We start from the raw sequence: 20,489 nt of genomic DNA, 5'->3' as shown, positions 1-20,489 counted from the left end.
TTCGTTTGTCTATTCTTGCCATCATCTTAATTCTGGTTCAACTGCGATAAGTCTTTCCGTTTCCATATTTCTTTTGAAGGTGTTCGTTGAGCGATATTTTGCTTCTTCGCGCGCTATTATGATAGCCCCTAATACAGCTGAAAGCAGCGAGCCCATAAGTACACCTATTTTAACATTGTTTTGATACTCTATACCGTAGGTTTCGAAAGCTAATGTACCGATAAATAAGCTCATGGTAAATCCGACTCCACAGAGAATGGAAACTCCGTAAAGTTGGGACCAGTTTGTGCTTTCTGGAAGTTTAGCTAAACCTAGTTTTATTGCCACCCAGCAGGCACCAAATATGCCAACCTGCTTTCCGATAAATAAGCCCATAGCGATACCTAATGTTATAGAGTTGGTAATTGCGCTCACATCTGCAGTAATCAAATTAACGCCTGCATTAGCAAAAGCGAAAAGCGGCAGAATAAAAAATGCTGTCCAGGGGTGAAGTGCATGCTCGATGCTCTCGAGCATCGACTGTTTTTCCGACTTTGGTTTATTCGTTGGAATAAACCAGGCAATAGCAAAACCAGAGAGAGTCGCGTGAACACCTGACTTAAGAACTGCTGCCCATACGATAATACCAACCAGGAAGTAGGCTGCTCGTTTTTGCACATTGAGCTGATTTAAAACAAATAGAAATGCGATTCCTATGGTTGCTACGATTATTGACAACATCGATAAATCTTGCGAATAAAACAGGGCGATAATAACAACAGCAGCAATGTCATCAAAAATAGCAACTGATAGTAAAAACAGTTTCAAAGTCAGTGGTAAGTGTTTACCAAAAATAACAAAAATACCCAGAGCGAAAGCAATATCTGTCGCCGACGGAATTGCCCATCCTTTGACTGCAACAGGATCATTCCCGTTTAACCATAAGTAGATTATTGCTGGAACAGCTATACCTGCGATAGCAGCAATTAGTGGCAGGATAATACTTTTTGAATCTGACAGGTTTCCACAAAGTACTTCTCTTTTGATTTCCAGTCCAACCAGAAAGAAAAATATGGCCATCAAACCATCATTCACCCAGAGTAACAAAGGTTTGTTAATAATGAAGCTTCCCAGTTGAACAATTACAGGGACTTCCAAAAAAGAGTTATAGAGGTGGTTGGCAGGCGAGTTCGCAATGATCAACGCGAGTACAGCTGCAAGAACCAGCAATACTCCACCAGAAGCTTCACTTCGAAACAAATATTTAACTTTATCCACCACCTGGGTTCTCCTTGTATAAATTGGGCACTAATAAATAGCTAAAATTCTCGCCACGAGCATTTCTCTAAAAAATTGACTTTACTCAGCAAGGATAATTCTCTACAAGCGCCTGATAGACTGCGGTGAGTGCAGTAGTTTGGTCGTGATCCTGTTTTTGTATTTCACCAGCTACTTCATGCACGATTTCTTTTAAAGATGGTGCCCGAGTTAAACAAACCTGTTCATCTGGGTTTGCTCTGCTGTATTCAATCCGGTTTCCTATTCGAGTTTTAATGGCTCTTTCCATAAAACTGCTTCTTTCGCTGCTTTCCTGCTGAGACTCGATAGAGACACGTTTAGTTGCCAGTAACCCGTCGATAAAACCTTTGATATAGCGGACGCATTGGGCACTTTGTGGATCAGAAAGCTTTGGCTTTGAGTTTTTGCAAAGTTCAGATAGTTCTTCTGAACTTAATGGAGTTAAACCTTTTGCACTAAAACTGAGACTAAAAGCTAAAGCTGAAGTTAACAACAAAATACAGAACTTGCTTAAAATATTCATAACCCTTCCTCCTGGAGATAATAGAGTCTATAAACAACCTCTATTGATAGCTTTAAAACTATAGAGTTTACCTACTATTTAAAATGACATACCTTATGTATTTATTAAAATATATTTGATTTAACGTTAGCTTTTATTATTATAAATGTAATATTCAAGCATAAGGGTTAGCTGATGCCGTATCCAGGATCCAGACTTCACGCGCGAATTGGCACATTTCGCCAGTTGGAGATCTTTATAAAGTTTGCAGAAACAGGAAGTATTAGCCAAACAGCACAGGAGCTCCATCTGGCACAGCCTTCTGTATCTATTCAGTTGAAAAAGCTGTCCGAAAACCTCGAAGTGCCTCTGGTAGAGCAGGTAGGGCGCAAGCTTTACCTGACAGATGTTGGCAAAGAGCTTTACAAAAGCTCTCTTGAAATTTTCGATACTCTCGGACGCCTGGAAAGTCGGTTGGCCAGTTTATCTGGTTTGCAAGCCGGTCATTTAAAGCTTTCAGTAGTTACCACTTCAAAATACTTTTTCCCCCATTTGCTGGGGCCATTTTGCCAGAGATATCCGAATATTGAGGTTTCATTCAATATTGGTAACCGAGGCGCCATGATCAATCGTCTTCGAGAAAACAAAGATGATTTTTATGTGTTTAGTCATCCACCGGAAGATATTGAAATAGAGACTATGGAATTTGTCAGCAATCCTCTGGTTGTTGTCGCGCCAACCGAACATCCCCTGGCGGATAAAAAGTCGATTGAGTTTTCCAAATTAAAGGATGATCCCTTTATCATGAGAGAAGCAGGTTCAGGTACCCGATATGCTGTTGAAAAGTACCTGATGGAAACCGGTAATACGGTGAATGAAAAACTAACCATTGAGAGTAATGAAGCCATTAAGCACTCAGTAATGTCAAACCTCGGCATTTCGATACTATCGGTTCATACTCTCGCCCAAACCAGCAGTTCAAGCTTTAAGATTTTAGATGTTATTGGGTTTCCGTTGAAACTTCAGTGGTATGTTGTTTATCTAAAAAACAAGCAGTTATCAGATGTAGCCCGCACCTTTTTAGAATTCTTGCAACAAGAAGGGGGAGAAATCGCCGGTCAGCTTCTGTGTAATTCAGTAGCTAAAGGCTACGTATGAGCCGTTTGAATTTATTATATAGGTTATTATAAAACATAAATCTAAATAATATATATTATTATCTATAAGAAAAAGCTGTCACAATTTTATCAATTGAAACCAACCAGTCATTTTAGAGGAGGTTTAGTTGAAAAATAACAGACAGCTTATTTTTTGTCTTATCTCGGCGTTAGTCCTTGTACTCACCGGTAACGCTACTTCAGAAAGTAACCCTCAATACTGGGTGCTTTATGTTGTCGCTGGACTCCTAACATTTTTATCACTCTCTGCTTACAAAGAATCGATCATAAAAGTTTGGCGTAGTGAGCAGCAAGTTAATGCAAACCAGTCTTAGTTATAAGCTGATCAAGTAGAGAGCGGATATGCAACTGGATATCATCGTACTTTTTTTTGTTTTGGGATTTATCGCCCGAATAATTGGTTCTGATCTGAAAATACCGAAAGGCTTTCATCATGGAATTAGTATATTCCTGATGCTGGCTATTGGGTTAAAAGGAGGAACCGCTTTAGCTGAAAATATTTCAACAAGCCTATTCTTGCAAGCTTCTTTGTTTATAGTGCTGGGGCTGCTTTTGCCATTTATTGTTTTTCCGATCTTCAAGTGGGTTGGTAATTTCAAGACGACTGATGCTGCTACTATTGCAGCGCATTACGGCTCGGTCAGTATAGGGACCTATGCAGTTGCAGTTGCTCTACTAGAGTCTCAACAAATTGCCTATGAAAGCTACTTTCCCCTGTTTGTCGTACTCCTGGAGTTTCCAGCGATGTTTGTAGCTGTTTTTCTCGCAAACAAAGGCAATGGCAATGTGAACTTCAAACACTGGGTTCAACATATTCTTAAAAACGAGAGCATTGTTTTACTGTTTGGTGGATTGCTTATTGGACTCGTTGCTCAAGAGCAAATGGTCAAACTAACTCCGTTATTTAAAGAACTGTTCACTGGAGTGCTCGCATTATTCCTGCTTTGTATGGGAATGGATGCAGCTTCTAAAGTTAATGCTTTGAAGCAGGACAGCGCATTTTTGCTTGCTGTGGGCACTGTTGCACCACTCATTAACGGTTTTATCGGAGGAATATTTGCTACTGCTATGGGGCTTAGTACTGGCGGAATTTTCTTAACAATAGTACTTGGCGCAAGCGCATCTTACATAGCTGTTCCAATTGCGATGCGCAGCCTGATTCCTGAAGCTAACCACTCCTACGGTATGACCACGTCTTTAGGAATAACTTTCCCATTTAATATTTTGGCCGGCATGCCTGTTTACTGGGTGCTCGCCATCTGGTTCAGTAACTTTTAAAACTGAGGAGAATTCAGATGAACAGAAACCCGCTAGTCAGCATTATTATGGGGTCACAGTCAGACTGGAAAACCATGAAGAATGCAACCCTGATATTGAATAAATTGGAGATCCCATTTGAAACCAGAGTGGTTTCCGCTCATCGCACGCCGCATCGTCTGGTTTCTTTTGCACAAAGTGCGGAGGAGCGAGGGATTAAAGTGATAATAGCCGGAGCTGGCGGCGCAGCTCATCTGCCCGGAATGGTCGCTTCTTTGACTCATCTGCCTGTGGTTGCTGTGCCGGTAGAAAGCAAATCTTTGAAAGGCCTGGATAGTCTTCTTTCAATTGTTCAAATGCCGAAGGGCGTCTGTGTTTCTACCCAAGCAATTGGTGAGCCCGGAGCATTTAATGCCGGACTGATGTCGGCTCAAATTCTTGCGCTCGGTGATACGGATATTCACAACAAGCTTGTTGAGTGGAGACGAGTTCAGTCAGATAGTGTGCCAGAGGAGGTTGAATGATGCATGTCGCAATTCTAGGCTGTGGACAGCTTGCTCGCCTAATGGCAGAAGCGGGAGAAAAACTGGATATTCGATTTACTTTTGTCTCTATCGAAAATGAGTCATCTGACTGTGTTAATCATCTGGGCAAAGTTGTTCATTGGCATAAAGGAATGTCAGGTGAGGCCCTTTTACAGGTGATTGGTAACCCGGATGTTATTACTGTTGAGCGGGAGAGTATTGATACCAGACTATTATTTGAACTTTCCATGAGTTGTCCTGTTTCACCGAGTCCGGAAGTTATTGCAACCTGCCAGCACAGACTTAAAGAAAAGCAGGGGTTGACGAAACTAAATATACCGGTGACTCCATGGCAACTTGTTTCAGACAGAGAAAGTTTGTTTGAAGCAGTTGAAAAATTTGGTTTTCCACTAATTATTAAAGCCTGTGAAAATGGATACGATGGCAAAAATCAGTGGCACCTGAAAAACGCTCAACATCTGGATTTACTTATCAAAGAACATGAACCAAAAGACTGGATTGCGGAGCCATATATCAACTTCATCAAAGAGGCTTCCTTGATAGGAGTCAGATCTGCTTGTGGTGAAGTTCAATTTTATCCGGTAACTGAAAATTTTCATGAGTCTGGAATATTAAAACATTCGATCGCGCCACTGGAAGAAGTTCCTGAGCGACAGATTCTGGCGATGCAAAAATCTCTCAATAAACTGATGAGTGCCTGGCAATACGTTGGCGTGATGACAATGGAAATGTTTCTAACCGATGAAGGATTCATGGTTAATGAACTTGCGCCAAGAGTACATAATAGTGGGCACTGGACTAAGGATAGTGATGTTACCTGCCAGTTTGAAAATCATTTGAGGGCTATTCTTGGCAAACCTCTTGGAAAAACCGAATCACCCAGTTACAAAGGGATGATCAACCTGCTTGGAAAAGGCGATGAATTTCCAAATATCAGTTTGCCTGATGGTAGCCTTTATTTATACGGTAAAAAGCCGCGAGCAGGAAGAAAGCTGGGCCACATTAATATGGTTGATTCCAACAGACAAAGCTTGATCAGGAGAATGTCGCAACTCGAGCGGATCATTGATTCGGCTAGCAGTGTTGGACATTCGAGTGTCGATAATCGGTAATATACTTTAGTCAGTTATATTGACCCTGCTCAATTAACCTCAAAAGTAATAGGGCTATTATCCTGCCTGTTTCTACCACTTTAGAGGTATTTTTTCATGTTGAGAAGGGCAACTATTCTGTATCAGGACGATAATCACCAATGCCTGGCTTTTGGTGATCTTGTTAAGGGAGAAGGAATTCAGTCTAATCAATTTTTAATTGTCGATAATCATCGTGCTGCTTTGATTGATCCTGGAGGGGATTTAACTTTTGCCCCTTTAACTGTTGAAATAAATAAACATAGTTCACTGGAAAGTATCGACTATATTTTTGCGTCACACCAGGATCCGGATATTATCGCCAGCCTGCCTAAGTGGCTAATGAAGTCTTCTGCTCGTGTCATTACTTCTCGTCTTTGGTCGCGGTTTCTACCCCACCTTGTTCCCGGTTATATGAACCAGCAATCAGGAATGGATCTAAAGCAGAGAGTTATAGGAGTTGATGATAAAGGTGGAAGTTTTAGACTTGGCGACAATGAAATACATATTATTCCTGCTCACTTCTTGCATTCAGTGGGTAACTTCCACTTCTTTGATCCGGTGAGTCGAATACTATTTTCTGGTGATATGGGGGCATCGCTGATTGATGATGGTGATATTGGTAAGCCAGTAACTGACTTTAAAGCTCATATTCCAAGTATGAAAGGTTTTCACCAGCGTTATATGACCTCTGGAAAAGCTTGTCGATTATGGGCCAGCATGGTCAGGTCGTTAAATGTGAGTATGATAGTTCCACAACATGGTAGAGCTTTTCAGGGAGAGTCTATCAATCAGTTTTTAAACTGGATTTCTGAACTGCCCTGTGGCGTAGATCTGATTGATGACACTTATTATTTTCCAAAGATTGAAAAAGCGGCTGGGTTTTATTGATTTGTTTAAAAATATTAACTTAGATCATGTTCATTGGGTGATTAGCTCTCTAAAATAGGTGCTTTCGAATCCTAAATTAGAAATAGCGCTCGAAGGAGTCAATATGAAATTGAAAGTCATTGTAGCGGCAGCGGTAGTTGCCATGTCTAGCTCTGCAGTGTTTGCTGCAGATGTTGCTGCCGGCAAAGCGAAAGCAGCAGTATGCGCCGGTTGCCATGGGCCTGACGGGATAAGCTTTGTTCCCAACTATCCAAATTTGGCAGGTCAAAAAGCGGCTTATACAGAGAAGCAATTAAAAGCTTTTAAAGATAAGACTCGAGTCGATCCTGTTATGAACGGACAGGCAGCAGCGTTGAATGATGCAGATATCAAAAATCTGGCTGCCTTTTATGAAAGTTTAGGTAAGAAGTAACTACTCACTACAGACTAAAAAAGGGGTTTTAAGACCCCTTTTTTAATATCAGTAAATGTAAATAATGAAAAACTACTGCTGTTGTTCGACCTGAATTAATACCTTTCCGCGTGCTCTTCTTGTAGCCAGATAGTCAATCGCTTTTCCGATATCTCTTAACTGATATTCTCTATCAATTTGTGAGTTCATTTTGTTTTCGTATACCTGATTGATTAAAAATTCCAAATCTTTCTGCTTAACTTCGGAGACAAAGGAGATGACGGCTTGATCGACAAAGGGGGCTACTATCATTGATGCTATCGGGCGCTTAAGTGGTGCTATCCAGTCACCCTTATCTCCACCGACACTGACCAGACGGCCGTTTGGCGTCAGAACATCCAGGTTAGATAAAATGCTATGATTGCCAACCATATCGACAATAAGATCGTAGCGATTATTTAGAAGAGTATAGTTTGATTGTTTGTAATCGATAACTCGATCCGCACCCAGTGATTTAACCATTTCAAGGTTTCGCGTGCTACAAACCCCTGTCACTTCGGCGCCAAAAGACTTGGCCAGCTGTACCGCCATAGTTCCGACTCCGCCGGATGCACCGTTGATTAATACTTTCTGCCCAGGTTTGATAAGTCCCTGATCCCTGACAGCCTGTAGTGCAGTCAAACCGGCGACCGGAATAGCGGCAGCCGTGTCAAAACTGATCCTTTGTGGTAAATGGGCGATACCACGGTCTTCATCAACGGTGACGTATTCTGCAAATGCACCGGTTCTTGCACCAAAAACTCTGTCGCCGGGTTTAAATTTAGAGACGTCTTTGCCGACTTGCTCGACAACGCCCGCGTAATCTACTCCGGTTCTGAATTCTTCTGGCGCGCCAATACCTTTCATAAAACGCATGATATAAGGAGAGCCTTTCATAAAATGCCAATCAAGCGGGTTAATAGCGGCAGTGTGAACCTTAACTAAAACTTCGTTTGCTTTGGGTACTGGCTTGTCGATCTGTGCTAGCTTTAAAACCTCGGTAGAGCCATAACATTCTTGAACAATTGCCAGCATTTTATTTGCATTATTATTTGAGTTTGTCTTGGTCGAGTTTGGGCAATCTGAGGTGTAGCTGATTGAAAACGCGGTCGTTATTAGAGTAAGAGCGATGAGGCTAAAGAAAGTGCCGCCGATTTTGTATCTTAACTTCATGGGTTTCCATATCCGATGTAAAAGTAGCTGGTTTTAAAAGAATGTTAGTACGTTAGCTCGATCTATCGAGCCAAACATTATTCATTACTTTTTACATCAATCCAATGCTCGTGTTGTAACAAAGCGTAATAAGGCTTTGAAAAAATGTTGAAAGCCAGATGCTACAAGAAACTGTAAAAATTGCTCGCGATAATGCTGAATACCTGGCTCAAGGTTTACAAACGAAGGCTGGCTTTTGAAAAGCCTGTTATTTTAAAAGGTCTTCGACAAATTCATTCAAGTTTTCAAAAACAGGATATGAATGATCAGCCGGCAACTTCTCTAGTGTTCTCACACCTTTCCCCGTTTTTACCAAAGCAGGTTTACAGCCAGCATTTTCTGCACATTGAAGATCTGAAATATTGTCTCCGACAAACCAGGTTTCTTCAGGCTTGGCTTCAAATAGTTCTAGTAGTTTGATTGCCATTCCCGGGTTTGGTTTGCGATCCTGCCCCGCATTATCCGGATGATCCGGGCAGTACTCTAAGGCATCGATATGAGCACCTACTTTGGCGAGTTCCATTTCCATTTTTTTATGAATCATCGTCAAAGTCATTGAGTCAAAATATCCCCGACTGATACCTGATTGATTGGTCGCGATAGCAACTTTAAAGCCGGCCCGGTTTAGTTGGGCGATAGCCTTAAGACTCGACTCAATTGGGATCCACTCATCCATACTTTTTATATAGTTATCAGAATCTAGATTAATAACACCGTCGCGATCAAGGATGATTAGTTTGTTTTTGTTTGACTTATCTGAACTAGACATATTTACAATAGGCAATTAAATCAGGATAAAACGAAGGAGCCCTGAGGCCCCTTGATTATTTTTGTAACAGAGAAATATCGGCAATACCCAGGAAAAGGTTTCGCAACTTGCTGATCAAAGCAAGACGATTGTTGCGGATATTTTCTTCTTCTACATTAATCATTACATTGTCGAAGAAGCGATTAACCACATTTTTTAACCCTGCCAGTTTATCCAGGGCTTCCTGATATTTACCATTAGCGACCTGGCTCTCAACAAACGAAGAAACTTCATCAATAGTCTGATTCAAGGCTGCTTCGTCAGCTTCAAACAAGCTTGCATTTAAAGAAATATCTACTGGATTAAACTCAGACTTTTCCAGAATGTTTTTAACGCGTTTATTGGCTTCAGAAAGATCCGCACTTTCTTCTGTTTTATTGAAAGCATCAACGGCTTCGACTCTGAGTTTGAAATCATAAGGCGCAGTTACTCCAAGTTCTTGAACGGCCTTAATAGACTGGGTGTCGAATCCTTGCTCCTGATACATGGCAAGTGACCTTGCATCAAAAAAGCCAAGGAGTTTTTCTTTAGTCTCACTTTCAATTTCAATCCCTTCAAAAGACTTCAGGGACTCATCGATCAAATTATTTAGATCAAGAGGCAAAGCTTTTTCACTGATTAATCTGAGAACACCTAGTGCGGCCCGTCTCAATGCAAAAGGATCTTTTGCTCCTGTTGGAATTTGACCAATGCCGAAAATCCCAACCAAGGTATCGACCCTTTCTGCTAAAGCGAGAATCAAACCGGTATCTGTTGCTGGTAAATCATCACCGGCAAAGCGTGGCATATAGATTTCGTCCATGGCCGCCGCGACTTCAGCATCCTCACCATCATTTGTCGCATAATAGCGACCCATAATACCTTGCAGATCCGGAAACTCGTAAACCATGTCAGTCATCAGATCACATTTACACAAAGTAGCAGCGCGCACTGCTTTTTCCTGATCTTTTCCTAATGAACTTGCGATAACCTGAGCGAGTTGTTTTACCCGGTTAGTTTTATCCAGCAAAGTACCTAGTTTGTTCTGGAACACGATGGATTTTAGTTTTTCTGCATAAGACTCGAGAGACTTCTTGGAGTCAGTATCATAGAAAAACTTGGCATCAGCCAATCGAGGACGAATAACTTTTTCATTGCCTTCAATAACAGAAGACGGATTGCTACTTTCGATATTGGAAATGGCAATGAATTTTGGCAATAATTTACTATCGTTATCGATCATGTGGAAATATTTTTGATGCTCTGCCATCGACGAAATCAAAGCTTCCGCCGGTACTGATAAAAACTCTTCATCAAAATTACCAACCAATGCAACAGGCCACTCAACCAGACAAGCTACTTCTTCCAGAAGATCTTCATCGACCACTGCATTGCCTCCGGTTTGTTTGGCGGCAGCCTCTACCTGAGTTCGAATTTTTGCTTTGCGCTCTTCGAAGCAGCTAATGACCTTGGCCTCAGCCAATACAGTTTCGTAATCTTTGGCTGTATTAACTGTAATCGCGCCACTGGAATGGAAGCGGTGGCCAAAAGTTTGATTGGAAGCATTCAATTCAAACAGCTCTATCGGTAAAACGGATTCACCCAAAATGGCCAGTACCCAGTGCACCGGACGGCTAAACTGGCAGCTGGATTCACCCCAGCGCATCGCTTTAGGAACCGGTAATTGAGATATTGCCTTATCGAGCACATCTTGCAACAGGCTTTCTGTTTGCTCACCTTTTACATCTGCTACAAACGCCAGTCTTTCGCCTTTGTCGGTTTCTTTTCGGGAAAGTTGGTCTACTTCGACGCCATTTGATTTAGCAAAACCGAGCGCAGCAGGCTTTGCATTTCCGTCTGCGTCGAAAGCTGCAGCTACCGCTGGTCCCAGCTTTTCAACTTGCTTGTCTTCCTGTGCACAATCCAGTTGAGTAAAGCGAACTGCCAAACGTCTTGGAGTTGCAAAATACTCACTATCAACATAGTTGAGTGACAACTTGTCGAAAGCGTCAGCGACGCTTGCGTGCAATGATTTTGCCAGCTTCACCAATGCCTTGGGCGGCAGCTCTTCGCAACCTAACTCAAATAAGAAGTCCTTCTTTTCCATCCTTATTTCTCCTGGTTACAAATCGGGAAGCCGAGTGCTTCACGTGAATCATAATAAGCTTGGGCAACTGCGCGTGAAAGGGTGCGCACTCGAAGAATAAATCTTTGTCTTTCGGTTACCGAAATAGCATGACGGGCATCAAGTAGATTAAACGCGTGCGATGCCTTGAGTACCATTTCGTAAGCCGGCAATGGTAATCCCTTCTCGATAAGTGCCTGACTTTCTTTTTCACAGTAGTCGAAAAAGCCGAACAAATAATCCACATTGGCGTGCTCAAAGTTGTAAGCCGACATTTCCACCTCATTCTGGTGGAAGACATCACGATAGTAGACGGTTCCTTGCGGACCAGTAGTCCAGACCAGATCAAAAATACTATCTACGCCTTGCAAATACATCGCTATTCTTTCAAGGCCATAGGTAATCTCCCCTGTTACCGGTTTACATTCGAGTCCGCCCACTTGCTGGAAGTAGGTGAACTGGGTAACTTCCATCCCGTTAAGCCAGACTTCCCAGCCGAGGCCCCAGGCTCCCAGAGTAGGGGATTCCCAGTTGTCTTCGACAAAGCGAATATCATGCTCCAGAGGATCAATACCCAACATTTTCATTGAGCCAAGGTATAACTCCTGAATGTTTTTCGGCGAAGGCTTCAGTATTACCTGGTATTGGTAGTAATGCTGAAGTCGGTTAGGGTTTTCCCCGTAGCGGCCATCGGTCGGACGGCGACAAGGCTGCACATAAGCAGAGTTCCAGGGCTCGGGACCTATTGATCGTAAAAAGGTAGAAGGGTGAAAAGTCCCCGCACCAACTTCCAGATCCAGCGGCTGAACGATAACGCAGCCCTGATTAGACCAATATTCCTGAAGCGCCATGATCAAACCCTGAAAGGTTTGTGGGGCGCCTTGAATTCCCCGTTGGGATAAGCTTTTATCTGACAAAGCCATGCTCCGCTTTAAATTCGGTTAAACAAAGAGCGACGATTATAGCAATCCTGATTTTATGATCCTATGCCTGCAAGGCGCTAAATCGGGTAAATATGGCGATTTTTGACTTCTCGGGACGAATAACCGAAATAAAATGAATTATTTTTGTAATGAATTGGACTTTAACCTAACTAAATAGTTAAAAGTGGTCAGGGCTTGCCAGGTCAGAATGTTTAGGGATAGCCGCCAGGATGCGAGTATAAAGCAGTTTCTATGAAGAATAATAAAGCTGAAAAATTTTCTGAAATGATCGAACAATTCGAAGGTGCGCTCTGGCGGGTAGTATTGGTCTATGAAAGACAGCCTGATTTACAAGAGGAGCTTTTTCAGGAAGTCTTGCTGGCGGTGTGGAAATCACTCGATCAATTTAAGGGCTTAAGTAGCGATAAAACCTATCTTTTTCGGGTTGCCCACAACACTGCATTTGCTCATATTGCGCGGCAATCAAGGCAAATAAAAGACGGTGAGCAAGGGTTCAGGGAAGAGTGTGAAAAGGCCAATCCTGAAAAAATCACCGAAAACGAACAACGAAATGACGCTTTTGCCAGAGCGATGTTTCGGTTACCGGTCAGTCAGCGTCACCTGATTTCATTATCGATGGAAGGCTTATCCTATGCTGAAGTCGGTGAAATCGTGGGAATGAGTGCCAATCATGTCGGGGTAGAGCTGAGCAGAGCCAAAAAGCGGTTAAGGGATTTGCTTATCTAGTACTTTCTCGGAATAGAAATTAATTTAAACAGGAATTAGCGATGACAAAGGATAATCTGGATAAATTTTTTGAGGACTGGCGTACTCAATGTAAGCCTGATGCTATGGTGAGCCAATCTAATCAGGAGCGATTGAATAGTTATATAGAAGCTATCCGCAAAAAAGAAAGAAAACAGCTAATGGAAGCCATCCTCGACTTTGTGGTGGGATTTTTGTTATTGAGTTTTGGGGTATCACTCGCTATTGATGCTTTCACTTTTGTTCCCGGCTTGTCGGAAGTTATCGAACTATCTGATAAGAAGTACGATATCGGGCAACCGCCAGGAATTGACTTATTTATTTTCTATCATACCTCCTGGATCGCGTTTATCTTTCTCGGACTCTATTTGCCGATAGCGTCATTTAAAACAAGATTTGGTTTTTGGAAAAAACAAGCGCTGGAAGCTAGTAGTGCCAATCAGTGGTTTGAGGAGTATTACACCAGAAAAATTAAACTCTGTAAGATAGGCAAACGACTGGGGATTTCACTTTTCCTACTCAGCTCTTTCTGGAATATTCTATTTTTAATCACCGACAGAAAAACTATGACTTTTAGCATGAATTATGATGTTTTTGTATCCTTTTTAATTATGTTTGTATTTCCCCTGTCGATTTATTGGGTAGCTAGCTGGCAGGAGAAAAGGATTCAGCTTAAAAAGACATTAATAGAGACTTGATGCAATTTACTAATGAGCATTTGCCTAACCATGACATTTTTTATACTTCTTTTCGCTCCCACAAAAGCAAGGATCGTTTCTGCCAATTTTTATTGCGGGTAAAAACTCTCCTTCCAGATAAAACCATTTTGAGTCATGCTTTATAAATTTTGAGTGTTCGTGGAGTTGTTCAAAACTGCCATCTTGATAAAATGCAACAAACTCAACCACGCCCTCGATGTCTCGTTTTTTTCCTTTTTCTGTAGTTACGACTTTTAATCCTAGCCATTGGGTTCCTTCGATTACCTGCGTTAATTTTTCTTTGTCGTCTGATTTTCTTTTTTCAGGTGCAAGTGTATCGATCAGATAGTTAATACTGCCCAGCTTAAAAGCTGTGTAACGCGATCGCATTAGTTGCTCGGCGGTTTCTGGCTGTTTTTGTTTTGTTAAAAAAGGTTCACAACATGCAGTAAATTCTTTACCGCTGCAGCAATGACAGGTGTTTGACATATTACTGAGTTCTTCTGGTTATTTAACGGATCGGTTTAAGACGCATCTCAATGGTACGACTGGCTTGAAAGGTTTGTCCAGCATTGCAAACTCCATTACTTAAAATCTGGTAATAATTATTGCTGCCAACAGGTATTGCAGTACAGGTAATACTGGCTGAGCAACCGTTTAACCCGTTGGTTGTAAAATTTAAAGTCGTATTGCCGCAGCTGGATGCGCCACTTTGCGGAAAAACACGCATCGCCATGTAGTCTGCTCCAGACTTTGCCGCTAAAAAAGCCCGGGTTGAAATCACCTGGTGGGCGTTTGCTTGTGTCGATAAACTATTCAGGGATACCAATGTTGCTGCAAGTAAACCGAGAATCACAATGATAAATAACAACATAGCAAGGCTTATTCCTCGCTGGTATTTTGGATTTGGTGCGAGATGATTCGAAAACTTAAAATGGTTACTAGGGAACATTTCGAATATGTACCTCGTGAAAATATTCAAATGCTTCGCTATTGCCGCTTAGGTTTCTTGTTGAATTTTGTAGTCTGAAGTTTATTTGTAAAATCCCCGAGCGACTGAGTACGCCAGGTTGATAACTGAACATACCGGTACCACTGGAAAGATTATCCGCAATTAATTCACCGCTAATACTTGGCGGGATTTGCTGGACTTGATTGATATTATAACCTTCATATCTTGAAAGTTGGCCACTGGAAGTATCCAGACAAAAAGAAACAGGGCGAGAAACGATAAGAAAACGGTTCTCTGGAGAGCGATGGGTAAAATTACTTGGTGAGCTTAAGGTAATCGTAGACTCATTGCCTGTAGTTGCAACTGAAGCGATTGGTGCTAGTACTCCGTTTATCGCATAAACAGAACTAGCGGTTAGTGGCATAATTGCAACATAAGTATTGGCTTGAAAGCTTAAATTGTAAGCGACTGCGTTAAAGTCAGATATGCTGCCACTTGCGGGTAAATTAGTAGAAATTGAAGCATTACTGATAGGCATAAACTCTACGCAGTCGACACCGAGATTGTTTCCGGTTCGAATACTTTGTGCCATAGCATTTCTAGCTTCGCGCGCAATGCGCTCGATTATCCAGCGAGCTTCGTGGCTCATACGGTTGCGATCTTTCGCATCGATATAGCTATACACGGAAACACTGCTGATTTTTCCCAGTGAAATAGCCAGAATGCCGATTAGAACGATTACAATGATTAGCTCGAATAAGGTAAACCCTTTGTGTTTTGGAAACGATTTCAGATTTTTAATTGAGCCTAAAAAAATCATCAATAATTCCCCTTGTATTCACTGAAAATATACTGGGTATTATCAGGAGCTGTGATAGTAACCTGAATTCTTTTAATTGACTGGGTTGGCAGAGCCAGGTCGTCTCCAGCATAGTTGACTGCGACAGATAGAGAGTAAGAAGCATAGCCTATTTGTGGATTCCCCAAGGCATCTTCCGGTGGGGATTGGTTGATACCGTGGTAATCGTCGATATCATCATAGGTTTCTCTGGTTTCTCCTGAATCTGGACCAGGAGTAGAAGTACATGATGGCGCTCCTGAATCGTTACAGCGTCGGGCATTTCCTGCTGGAGAGTTTTCATCAAAATTTTTTAAACTGATTTCCTCCAGCACTGCCTGTCCCAACTCTGCTGCTTTGATTTGAAAAACAGGTTCAACCGAACTTCTTTGTATAGAGCTAAACAGGGTTAGAAATACAACTACAACAATACTGGTAAGGACAATGGTTATAACTAGTTCGATAAGCGAATAGCCTCGATGATTTCCAAAGCTATTGGATTCAAAAACTAACATCGATGTATCATCCCGCTCGCTTCAAAACAGATATTGATACTAGACTTTGCGCTGACTATCAGTGTTTGGCTTCCTGTACTTCCCATTCCATCAAAAGAAATTAATTGCGCAGGAGAGAGGGATATATCACTGGAAAAATTTACAGGCAGGTTCGGAAGTTGGCCGGAAAGGGAAATTCCATCAGCTAGAATGTCAACCTGGCTGGCCTGAATGCTTAATACAAAGTTGCGACTGTTGTCATTCATCGAAAATTGCTGTGCCAGCCTGGCGGTAGAAATGATCTGTTCAACCGCTGCGTCGAGTTGGTAGGAATTATCATCCTGAAATTTAGACTGCACGAATATGGCTAGAATCGCAAGAATAACAATAACAATGATGAGTTCTAGAAGCGTAAATGCCGCACACAAGGAGGGCGGCATTTTAGAGAAATGTCTAACTGGTTTAGCAGTCTGTAGTGGTCGTTGTAATTGTTGGTGCAGCACCATCACTGGCTGATTCCACATAAGTTACATTGCAATTGGTCAGACTACTATAAGTAAATACAGTGGTATTTTCATCAGGATGAGTAACAACAATATCTCCTTCGAGGTCCATTCCAGCAATTAAACCGGTATTTTCCGCATTCGGATATCCAAAGTGAGTTGTAACAGTTCCGCCTGCAACATCAACTGCCGGAGCACTGGCTTCATCGATGCTTTCTTCTCCTTCAATTAACGATTTTGAGTAGACCAGTGTAGCAGTGCTTCTCACCGCGCCTTCTACCCCACTCATTACCGATAACCTTGCTTCCGTTTGCAAATCGATAAATTTTGGGCCTGCAATTGCAGCCATGATACCCAGAATAACTATTACGACGATTAATTCGATCAAGGTAAAACCTTGACTGGAGCGAGTACTAAATTTCACGAATATTCTCCATGTTTTGCCTTTGAAGGCGAATTATTTGAATCTAGTAAAAGTGTAGACAATAAATTCACTTTTTACATAAAAATTAATATGTTAAATGCACTAGTTCAACGGCCCCTCGAGATGAATCATAGCTAATGGCTAACATTTTCGAATTAGGCTGCTGGTACACACACTTGTTATCGGTTGTAAGTGTAACGACTTTATTTATTTTTGAAGTTTGAGTTTCGGAGCCCGGTGTATTTTCCGGCAGCAGGTAGTCGATCAGAAAGTGCCAGATATCTTCGCAATCTTTTGCCGAATCAGGATAGGCCTGATCCGGGATACTAATATTGGTACCGATTGGGAAGCCTTTCAAATTAAAATCCAGACCAACACCATTTTCGACCCAGCGATCTTGCCCGGAGAACTTATGATTATTCGCTAGATACTTCAAATTAGCGAGTTTGATGGAGTTTCGAAATGCTTGAAAGCTCATGTTGAAAGACTGATCTTGCAAGTTCTGCTTTATAGAAGGATCTTTGATAAACCAGGCGTAAGCAATAAAGATACTCAAAAGCAAAATCAGAACCAGATAAAAGTAACCACTTGTCCGAGATGTTCCGGTTAAAATGCTAGCCACCTCGCACCCGACTGGTTAATTCCCACATTGGCAGATAAACCGCTAGCATCAGCACCAGAACAATTGCACCGATAAAAACGATAAGTGCGGGCTCTATATAATCAGATAGCTTTTTTAAATCGTAATCAACCTGTTCCTCATAAAAAATTGCTACTTCATCAAGCATTTCATCTAGTTGCCCGGTTTCCTCACCGACCGATATCATTTGAATAGTCAGTCCGGAAAACATTTTACTGCGCACCGCAACGTTTTTTATGGATTCACCTTTTTCGACTCCTCCTCTCATATCCTGTATATGTGAAGCAACCCAGGCGTTATCTACCACCTCTGAGACAATATTAAGTGAATTGATTAAGGGAACACCTGAACGGCTCATCATGGCAAAAGTTCGCGCAAACCGGGCAAGCAATGCCCGGTAAATGATGTCTCCGAATATTGGAATCTTAAGTTTAATCTTGTCCCACCAGAACTTGCCATCAGGCGTTTTGATAAAGCGCATAAAGCCGATTACCCCCAGGACAATACCGACCAGTAAAAACAAGCCATAATTAAGAAAAAAGTCACTGGTAGCCATGAGTATCTGAGTTGGTAGCGGTAACTCTCCAGCATTAAAGCTGGCAAAGAGTTGTTTGAAACTTGGAATAACCCAGATATTGATAATGACAATTGCAGCGATTATCGCAAACACAACGAAAGTTGGGTAACGAGTAGCAGATTTGATTCTTTGGCGAGTTTTTTGTTCCAGCTCGAGGTAGTTCGCTATCTGTTGAAATGACTCTTCCAGGCGCCCCGAATTTTCACCTACATGAATCAGACTAATATAGAGTGGTGAAAAGATATGTTCATGCCGAGAAAAAGCGGTCGCTAAATTTGTACCAGCATTGAGGTCATTAAAGATCTCTTCGAGCGCAGTTTTAAGTACTTTCGAATTAGTTGTTTCCAGAAGCCCGCTAATAGCTCGGGTTAAAGGAATTCCTGCGCGAGTTAAACTATACATCTGGCGACTAAACATAACCAGGTCATCAATTTTAACTCGTTTTGACTGAAAGAAGCTGGCAACATCTATATCGAGTCCGGATGTTTTATTCGAGGCTTCTTTGATGGCGACAGGAATAGTTCCGCGTCCCATTAATCGTTCGGCAACAGCTTCACGACTCGGCGCATCAATGGTTCCACTTATTTCGTCCCCCCGGCTATTTTTGGCCCGGTAGTCAAATGTTGCCAATTATTCCTCCAAGCCTTCAATAGATTCACAAACTCTTAACACCTCTTCAACACTGGTAATTCCATCGAGGGCAAGGTTTATTGCGGACTCACTTAAGGGCGTAAAAAATTCGGAACGACGTGCCGCTTTTGAGAAACTTGAATAGTCTTTGCGCCGAATCGCATCTAGCATTTCATGGTTTGGAAGCAGGATCTCAAAGATTGCTGCGCGTCCTAGATAACCGGTATTGTGGCACTGGGTACAGCCTTTCCCTTTTTTCCATTGGGTGTTATCGCTAACCTTATCACTTTCCTTAGCCAACCAGTTAAGCTCACTTTCATTCGGCTTATAATCCTCTGAACAGAAACTACAAATTCTTCTAACTAACCGCTGTGCAATCACTCCCCTTAATCCACTGGCGAGCAAATAGCTTTCCGCACCCATATCCGCAAGACGGATAGCTGCAGACAGGGTATCATTTGTATGCAAAGTGGATAAAACCAGATGGCCGGTAACAGCTGCTCGCAGTCCAATTTCAGCGGTTTCCTGATCGCGCATTTCACCTACTAGAATGATATCAGGATCTTGTCTGAGTACTGCTCTTAAAACTGACGCAAATGTAAGTTCAATTTTTGGATTCACCTGAACCTGATTAACTCGGGCGAGCTTATATTCCACCGGATCTTCTATCGTGATAATTTTCTTCTCTGGAGAATTAAGCTCAGACAAAGCCGCATAAAGTGTAGTTGTTTTACCGCTTCCGGTAGGACCTGTTACTAGAATCAGACCATGAGGATAAGCGAGCAATTTTCTAATTTCACGCAATATCTTGGGCTCTATTCCTGTTTGCTCCAGTTTTAATAAGCCTCCACTTTGGTCGAGCAAACGCATGACAACCGATTCTCCGTATTGAACAGGCATGGTGGAAAGACGAATATCGACTTCATGCCCTCTTGCTCTAATCCGAAAGCGTCCATCCTGGGGTTTCCGTTTTTCCGAAATATCGAGGCCACACATAAGTTTAAGTCTCAGTACCAGTGCAGGTACTATTCTAGTTTCTTTAATAACTTGTTCTTGAAGATGGCCATCGACGCGCATTCGTACTCTTAAAACACGTGCGTCGGGCTCAATATGAATATCAGAAGCTTTAAGTTGCATTGCCTGGTCGAAAATTGTTTGCAGTAATTTGGCGACTGGTGCTTCTTCGTTAGATACATTCTCATTCAGTCCTGGTAAATCAAAACTGTCATCGATTAGATCATCTTCTAACTCTTCTGCCAGTGAAGAAATTTCGCTAGTAGTGCGATAACAATTGTCGATATTAGCGATAATTTCTGACTCAATCGCTACACAAAGCTTAACCGGCTTATTTAGTTTTTCCTGAAGTGCGTCGTATTTATCCAGATCGGTCGGATCAGCCATGACCACGAGATAGTGATCATCTTTTTCATCAATAACCAGTGCACGCAGCCGTCTTGCATTCATTTCGCTTAACTTGTCAACTACAGCGGTGTTGATTTTAAAGCGCACCAGATCAATAAACTGGATTTGCAGCTGCTCTGCCAGGAGTTCCAGTAGCTGCTTTTCATCAACGTAACCGAGATTTACCAGCAATTTACCAAGTCTCAACCGATTGGTTTTCTGCTCGTTTAGTGCGTCTTGTAATTGCTTCTCGGTGATTACGGATTTTTCAACAAGTAAGTCACCCAGCCTGACTTTTTTGAGTAACAT

The 20,489-nt window shown here is 42.0% G+C and carries 24 protein-coding genes; 9 read left to right on the top strand and 15 right to left on the bottom strand.

Going from position 1 to position 20,489, the window contains the following annotated elements:
* Positions 1 to 21: 21 nt before the first annotated feature.
* Positions 22 to 1,257 (bottom strand): Na+/H+ antiporter NhaA, encoded by a 1,236-nt coding sequence (gene nhaA / locus IYN84_RS13570; protein ID WP_371734885.1) that lies wholly within the window; start codon positions 1,255 to 1,257, stop codon positions 22 to 24.
* A gap of 85 nt (positions 1,258 to 1,342) precedes the next feature.
* Entirely contained in the window at positions 1,343 to 1,801 is a 459-nt protein-coding gene (locus IYN84_RS13565; RefSeq protein WP_196139780.1) for a Rap1a/Tai family immunity protein, read from the bottom strand.
* A gap of 174 nt (positions 1,802 to 1,975) precedes the next feature.
* Between IYN84_RS13565 and IYN84_RS13560 the strand changes: the two genes are divergently transcribed.
* The 7 genes from IYN84_RS13560 (at position 1,976) to IYN84_RS13530 (ending at position 7,193) form a co-directional block, all read left to right on the top strand.
* A complete protein-coding gene (locus tag IYN84_RS13560; RefSeq protein WP_196139779.1) occupies positions 1,976 to 2,938 on the top strand; it encodes a LysR family transcriptional regulator in 963 nt (320 codons plus the stop codon).
* A gap of 127 nt (positions 2,939 to 3,065) precedes the next feature.
* Entirely contained in the window at positions 3,066 to 3,272 is a 207-nt protein-coding gene (locus IYN84_RS13555; RefSeq protein ID WP_196139778.1) for a hypothetical protein, read from the top strand.
* A gap of 28 nt (positions 3,273 to 3,300) precedes the next feature.
* Positions 3,301 to 4,236 carry a sodium-dependent bicarbonate transport family permease gene (locus IYN84_RS13550; RefSeq protein WP_196139777.1) on the top strand — a complete coding sequence of 312 codons (936 nt, stop codon included), beginning with the start codon at positions 3,301 to 3,303 and terminating at the stop codon, positions 4,234 to 4,236.
* A gap of 17 nt (positions 4,237 to 4,253) precedes the next feature.
* On the top strand, positions 4,254 to 4,739 hold the full coding sequence (purE, locus tag IYN84_RS13545) for a 5-(carboxyamino)imidazole ribonucleotide mutase (RefSeq protein WP_196139776.1): 486 nt from the start codon (positions 4,254 to 4,256) through the stop codon (positions 4,737 to 4,739).
* Complete coding sequence (locus IYN84_RS13540) at positions 4,736 to 5,872, top strand: 5-(carboxyamino)imidazole ribonucleotide synthase (protein ID WP_196139775.1); 1,137 nt, start codon at positions 4,736 to 4,738, stop codon at positions 5,870 to 5,872. The genes purE and IYN84_RS13540 overlap by 4 nt, the downstream gene beginning before the upstream one ends.
* Positions 5,873 to 5,968: 96 nt before the next feature.
* Positions 5,969 to 6,781: an MBL fold metallo-hydrolase gene (locus IYN84_RS13535; RefSeq protein ID WP_196139774.1), complete on the top strand. Its 813-nt coding sequence runs from the start codon at positions 5,969 to 5,971 to the stop codon at positions 6,779 to 6,781.
* Between the two features lie 103 nt (positions 6,782 to 6,884).
* Positions 6,885 to 7,193, top strand: coding sequence for a cytochrome c (locus IYN84_RS13530; protein ID WP_196139773.1), 309 nt, complete (start codon positions 6,885 to 6,887; stop codon positions 7,191 to 7,193).
* 72 nt (positions 7,194 to 7,265) lie between these two features.
* Here the strand turns inward: IYN84_RS13530 and IYN84_RS13525 are convergent, their stop codons facing one another.
* The 4 genes from IYN84_RS13525 to glyQ form a co-directional block, all read right to left on the bottom strand.
* Positions 7,266 to 8,384 carry an NAD(P)-dependent alcohol dehydrogenase gene (locus tag IYN84_RS13525; RefSeq protein ID WP_210330497.1) on the bottom strand — a complete coding sequence of 373 codons (1,119 nt, stop codon included), beginning with the start codon at positions 8,382 to 8,384 and terminating at the stop codon, positions 7,266 to 7,268.
* 247 nt (positions 8,385 to 8,631) lie between these two features.
* Positions 8,632 to 9,192 (bottom strand): D-glycero-beta-D-manno-heptose 1,7-bisphosphate 7-phosphatase, encoded by a 561-nt coding sequence (gene gmhB, locus IYN84_RS13520; RefSeq protein ID WP_196139772.1) that lies wholly within the window; start codon positions 9,190 to 9,192, stop codon positions 8,632 to 8,634.
* Positions 9,193 to 9,247: 55 nt separating this feature from the next.
* On the bottom strand, positions 9,248 to 11,317 hold the full coding sequence (gene glyS / locus IYN84_RS13515; RefSeq protein ID WP_196139771.1) for a glycine--tRNA ligase subunit beta: 2,070 nt from the start codon (positions 11,315 to 11,317) through the stop codon (positions 9,248 to 9,250).
* A gap of 2 nt (positions 11,318 to 11,319) precedes the next feature.
* Entirely contained in the window at positions 11,320 to 12,252 is a 933-nt protein-coding gene (glyQ, locus tag IYN84_RS13510; RefSeq protein ID WP_256435620.1) for a glycine--tRNA ligase subunit alpha, read from the bottom strand.
* Positions 12,253 to 12,510: 258 nt separating this feature from the next.
* Here glyQ and IYN84_RS13505 point away from each other — a divergent pair, with 258 nt between their 5' ends.
* Positions 12,511 to 13,005 (top strand): RNA polymerase sigma factor, encoded by a 495-nt coding sequence (locus tag IYN84_RS13505; protein ID WP_196139769.1) that lies wholly within the window; start codon positions 12,511 to 12,513, stop codon positions 13,003 to 13,005.
* Between the two features lie 41 nt (positions 13,006 to 13,046).
* Complete coding sequence (locus IYN84_RS13500; RefSeq protein WP_196139768.1) at positions 13,047 to 13,721, top strand: hypothetical protein; 675 nt, start codon at positions 13,047 to 13,049, stop codon at positions 13,719 to 13,721.
* A gap of 24 nt (positions 13,722 to 13,745) precedes the next feature.
* On the opposite strand, the gene IYN84_RS13495 is transcribed toward IYN84_RS13500, so the two are convergent.
* The 9 genes from IYN84_RS13495 to IYN84_RS13455 form a co-directional block, all read right to left on the bottom strand.
* Positions 13,746 to 14,210, bottom strand: coding sequence for a YchJ family protein (locus IYN84_RS13495; protein ID WP_196139767.1), 465 nt, complete (start codon positions 14,208 to 14,210; stop codon positions 13,746 to 13,748).
* 22 nt (positions 14,211 to 14,232) lie between these two features.
* The gene (locus IYN84_RS13490; RefSeq protein ID WP_196139766.1) at positions 14,233 to 14,595 is read right to left on the bottom strand and encodes a hypothetical protein; all 363 of its coding nucleotides are present in this window, start codon (positions 14,593 to 14,595) and stop codon (positions 14,233 to 14,235) included.
* Positions 14,596 to 14,662: 67 nt separating this feature from the next.
* Positions 14,663 to 15,493 carry a prepilin-type N-terminal cleavage/methylation domain-containing protein gene (locus IYN84_RS13485; protein WP_196139765.1) on the bottom strand — a complete coding sequence of 277 codons (831 nt, stop codon included), beginning with the start codon at positions 15,491 to 15,493 and terminating at the stop codon, positions 14,663 to 14,665.
* On the bottom strand, positions 15,493 to 16,026 hold the full coding sequence (locus IYN84_RS13480; RefSeq protein ID WP_196139764.1) for a Tfp pilus assembly protein FimT/FimU: 534 nt from the start codon (positions 16,024 to 16,026) through the stop codon (positions 15,493 to 15,495). Before IYN84_RS13480 ends, IYN84_RS13485 begins: the two co-directional genes overlap by 1 nt.
* The gene (locus IYN84_RS13475) at positions 16,020 to 16,511 is read right to left on the bottom strand and encodes a prepilin-type N-terminal cleavage/methylation domain-containing protein (RefSeq protein ID WP_246722954.1); all 492 of its coding nucleotides are present in this window, start codon (positions 16,509 to 16,511) and stop codon (positions 16,020 to 16,022) included. Before IYN84_RS13475 ends, IYN84_RS13480 begins: the two co-directional genes overlap by 7 nt.
* A complete protein-coding gene (locus IYN84_RS13470) occupies positions 16,468 to 16,932 on the bottom strand; it encodes a prepilin-type N-terminal cleavage/methylation domain-containing protein (protein ID WP_196139762.1) in 465 nt (154 codons plus the stop codon). The genes IYN84_RS13475 and IYN84_RS13470 overlap by 44 nt, the downstream gene beginning before the upstream one ends.
* 85 nt (positions 16,933 to 17,017) lie before the next feature.
* The gene (locus tag IYN84_RS13465; RefSeq protein WP_196139761.1) at positions 17,018 to 17,554 is read right to left on the bottom strand and encodes a hypothetical protein; all 537 of its coding nucleotides are present in this window, start codon (positions 17,552 to 17,554) and stop codon (positions 17,018 to 17,020) included.
* Positions 17,547 to 18,779 carry a type II secretion system F family protein gene (locus IYN84_RS13460; RefSeq protein WP_196139760.1) on the bottom strand — a complete coding sequence of 411 codons (1,233 nt, stop codon included), beginning with the start codon at positions 18,777 to 18,779 and terminating at the stop codon, positions 17,547 to 17,549. Before IYN84_RS13460 ends, IYN84_RS13465 begins: the two co-directional genes overlap by 8 nt.
* Complete coding sequence (locus IYN84_RS13455; protein WP_196139759.1) at positions 18,780 to 20,489, bottom strand: GspE/PulE family protein; 1,710 nt, start codon at positions 20,487 to 20,489, stop codon at positions 18,780 to 18,782. It lies immediately after the preceding gene.

This window comes from Aliikangiella sp. G2MR2-5 (assembly GCF_015687155.1).
In the GTDB taxonomy this organism is placed as follows: domain Bacteria; phylum Pseudomonadota; class Gammaproteobacteria; order Enterobacterales; family Kangiellaceae; genus Aliikangiella.
The sequence above is the reverse complement of the archived record's forward strand: the minus strand, read 5'-3'. Positions and strand labels throughout refer to the sequence as shown.

Coding starts and splice junctions, on each gene's coding strand:
- IYN84_RS13565 (WP_196139780.1), bottom strand. CDS start 1,801: ATGAATATTTTAAGCAAGTTCTGTATTTTGTTGTTAACTTCAGCTTTA.
- IYN84_RS13560 (WP_196139779.1), top strand. CDS start 1,976: ATGCCGTATCCAGGATCCAGACTTCACGCGCGAATTGGCACATTTCGC.
- IYN84_RS13550 (WP_196139777.1), top strand. CDS start 3,301: ATGCAACTGGATATCATCGTACTTTTTTTTGTTTTGGGATTTATCGCC.
- purE (WP_196139776.1), top strand. CDS start 4,254: ATGAACAGAAACCCGCTAGTCAGCATTATTATGGGGTCACAGTCAGAC.
- IYN84_RS13540 (WP_196139775.1), top strand. CDS start 4,736: ATGATGCATGTCGCAATTCTAGGCTGTGGACAGCTTGCTCGCCTAATG.
- IYN84_RS13535 (WP_196139774.1), top strand. CDS start 5,969: ATGTTGAGAAGGGCAACTATTCTGTATCAGGACGATAATCACCAATGC.
- IYN84_RS13530 (WP_196139773.1), top strand. CDS start 6,885: ATGAAATTGAAAGTCATTGTAGCGGCAGCGGTAGTTGCCATGTCTAGC.
- IYN84_RS13525 (WP_210330497.1), bottom strand. CDS start 8,384: ATGAAGTTAAGATACAAAATCGGCGGCACTTTCTTTAGCCTCATCGCT.
- gmhB (WP_196139772.1), bottom strand. CDS start 9,192: ATGTCTAGTTCAGATAAGTCAAACAAAAACAAACTAATCATCCTTGAT.
- glyS (WP_196139771.1), bottom strand. CDS start 11,317: ATGGAAAAGAAGGACTTCTTATTTGAGTTAGGTTGCGAAGAGCTGCCG.
- IYN84_RS13505 (WP_196139769.1), top strand. CDS start 12,511: ATGAAGAATAATAAAGCTGAAAAATTTTCTGAAATGATCGAACAATTC.
- IYN84_RS13500 (WP_196139768.1), top strand. CDS start 13,047: ATGACAAAGGATAATCTGGATAAATTTTTTGAGGACTGGCGTACTCAA.
- IYN84_RS13495 (WP_196139767.1), bottom strand. CDS start 14,210: ATGTCAAACACCTGTCATTGCTGCAGCGGTAAAGAATTTACTGCATGT.
- IYN84_RS13490 (WP_196139766.1), bottom strand. CDS start 14,595: ATGTTGTTATTTATCATTGTGATTCTCGGTTTACTTGCAGCAACATTG.
- IYN84_RS13485 (WP_196139765.1), bottom strand. CDS start 15,493: ATGATTTTTTTAGGCTCAATTAAAAATCTGAAATCGTTTCCAAAACAC.
- IYN84_RS13480 (WP_196139764.1), bottom strand. CDS start 16,026: ATGTTAGTTTTTGAATCCAATAGCTTTGGAAATCATCGAGGCTATTCG.
- IYN84_RS13475 (WP_246722954.1), bottom strand. CDS start 16,511: ATGGTGCTGCACCAACAATTACAACGACCACTACAGACTGCTAAACCA.
- IYN84_RS13455 (WP_196139759.1), bottom strand. CDS start 20,489: ATGTTACTCAAAAAAGTCAGGCTGGGTGACTTACTTGTTGAAAAATCC.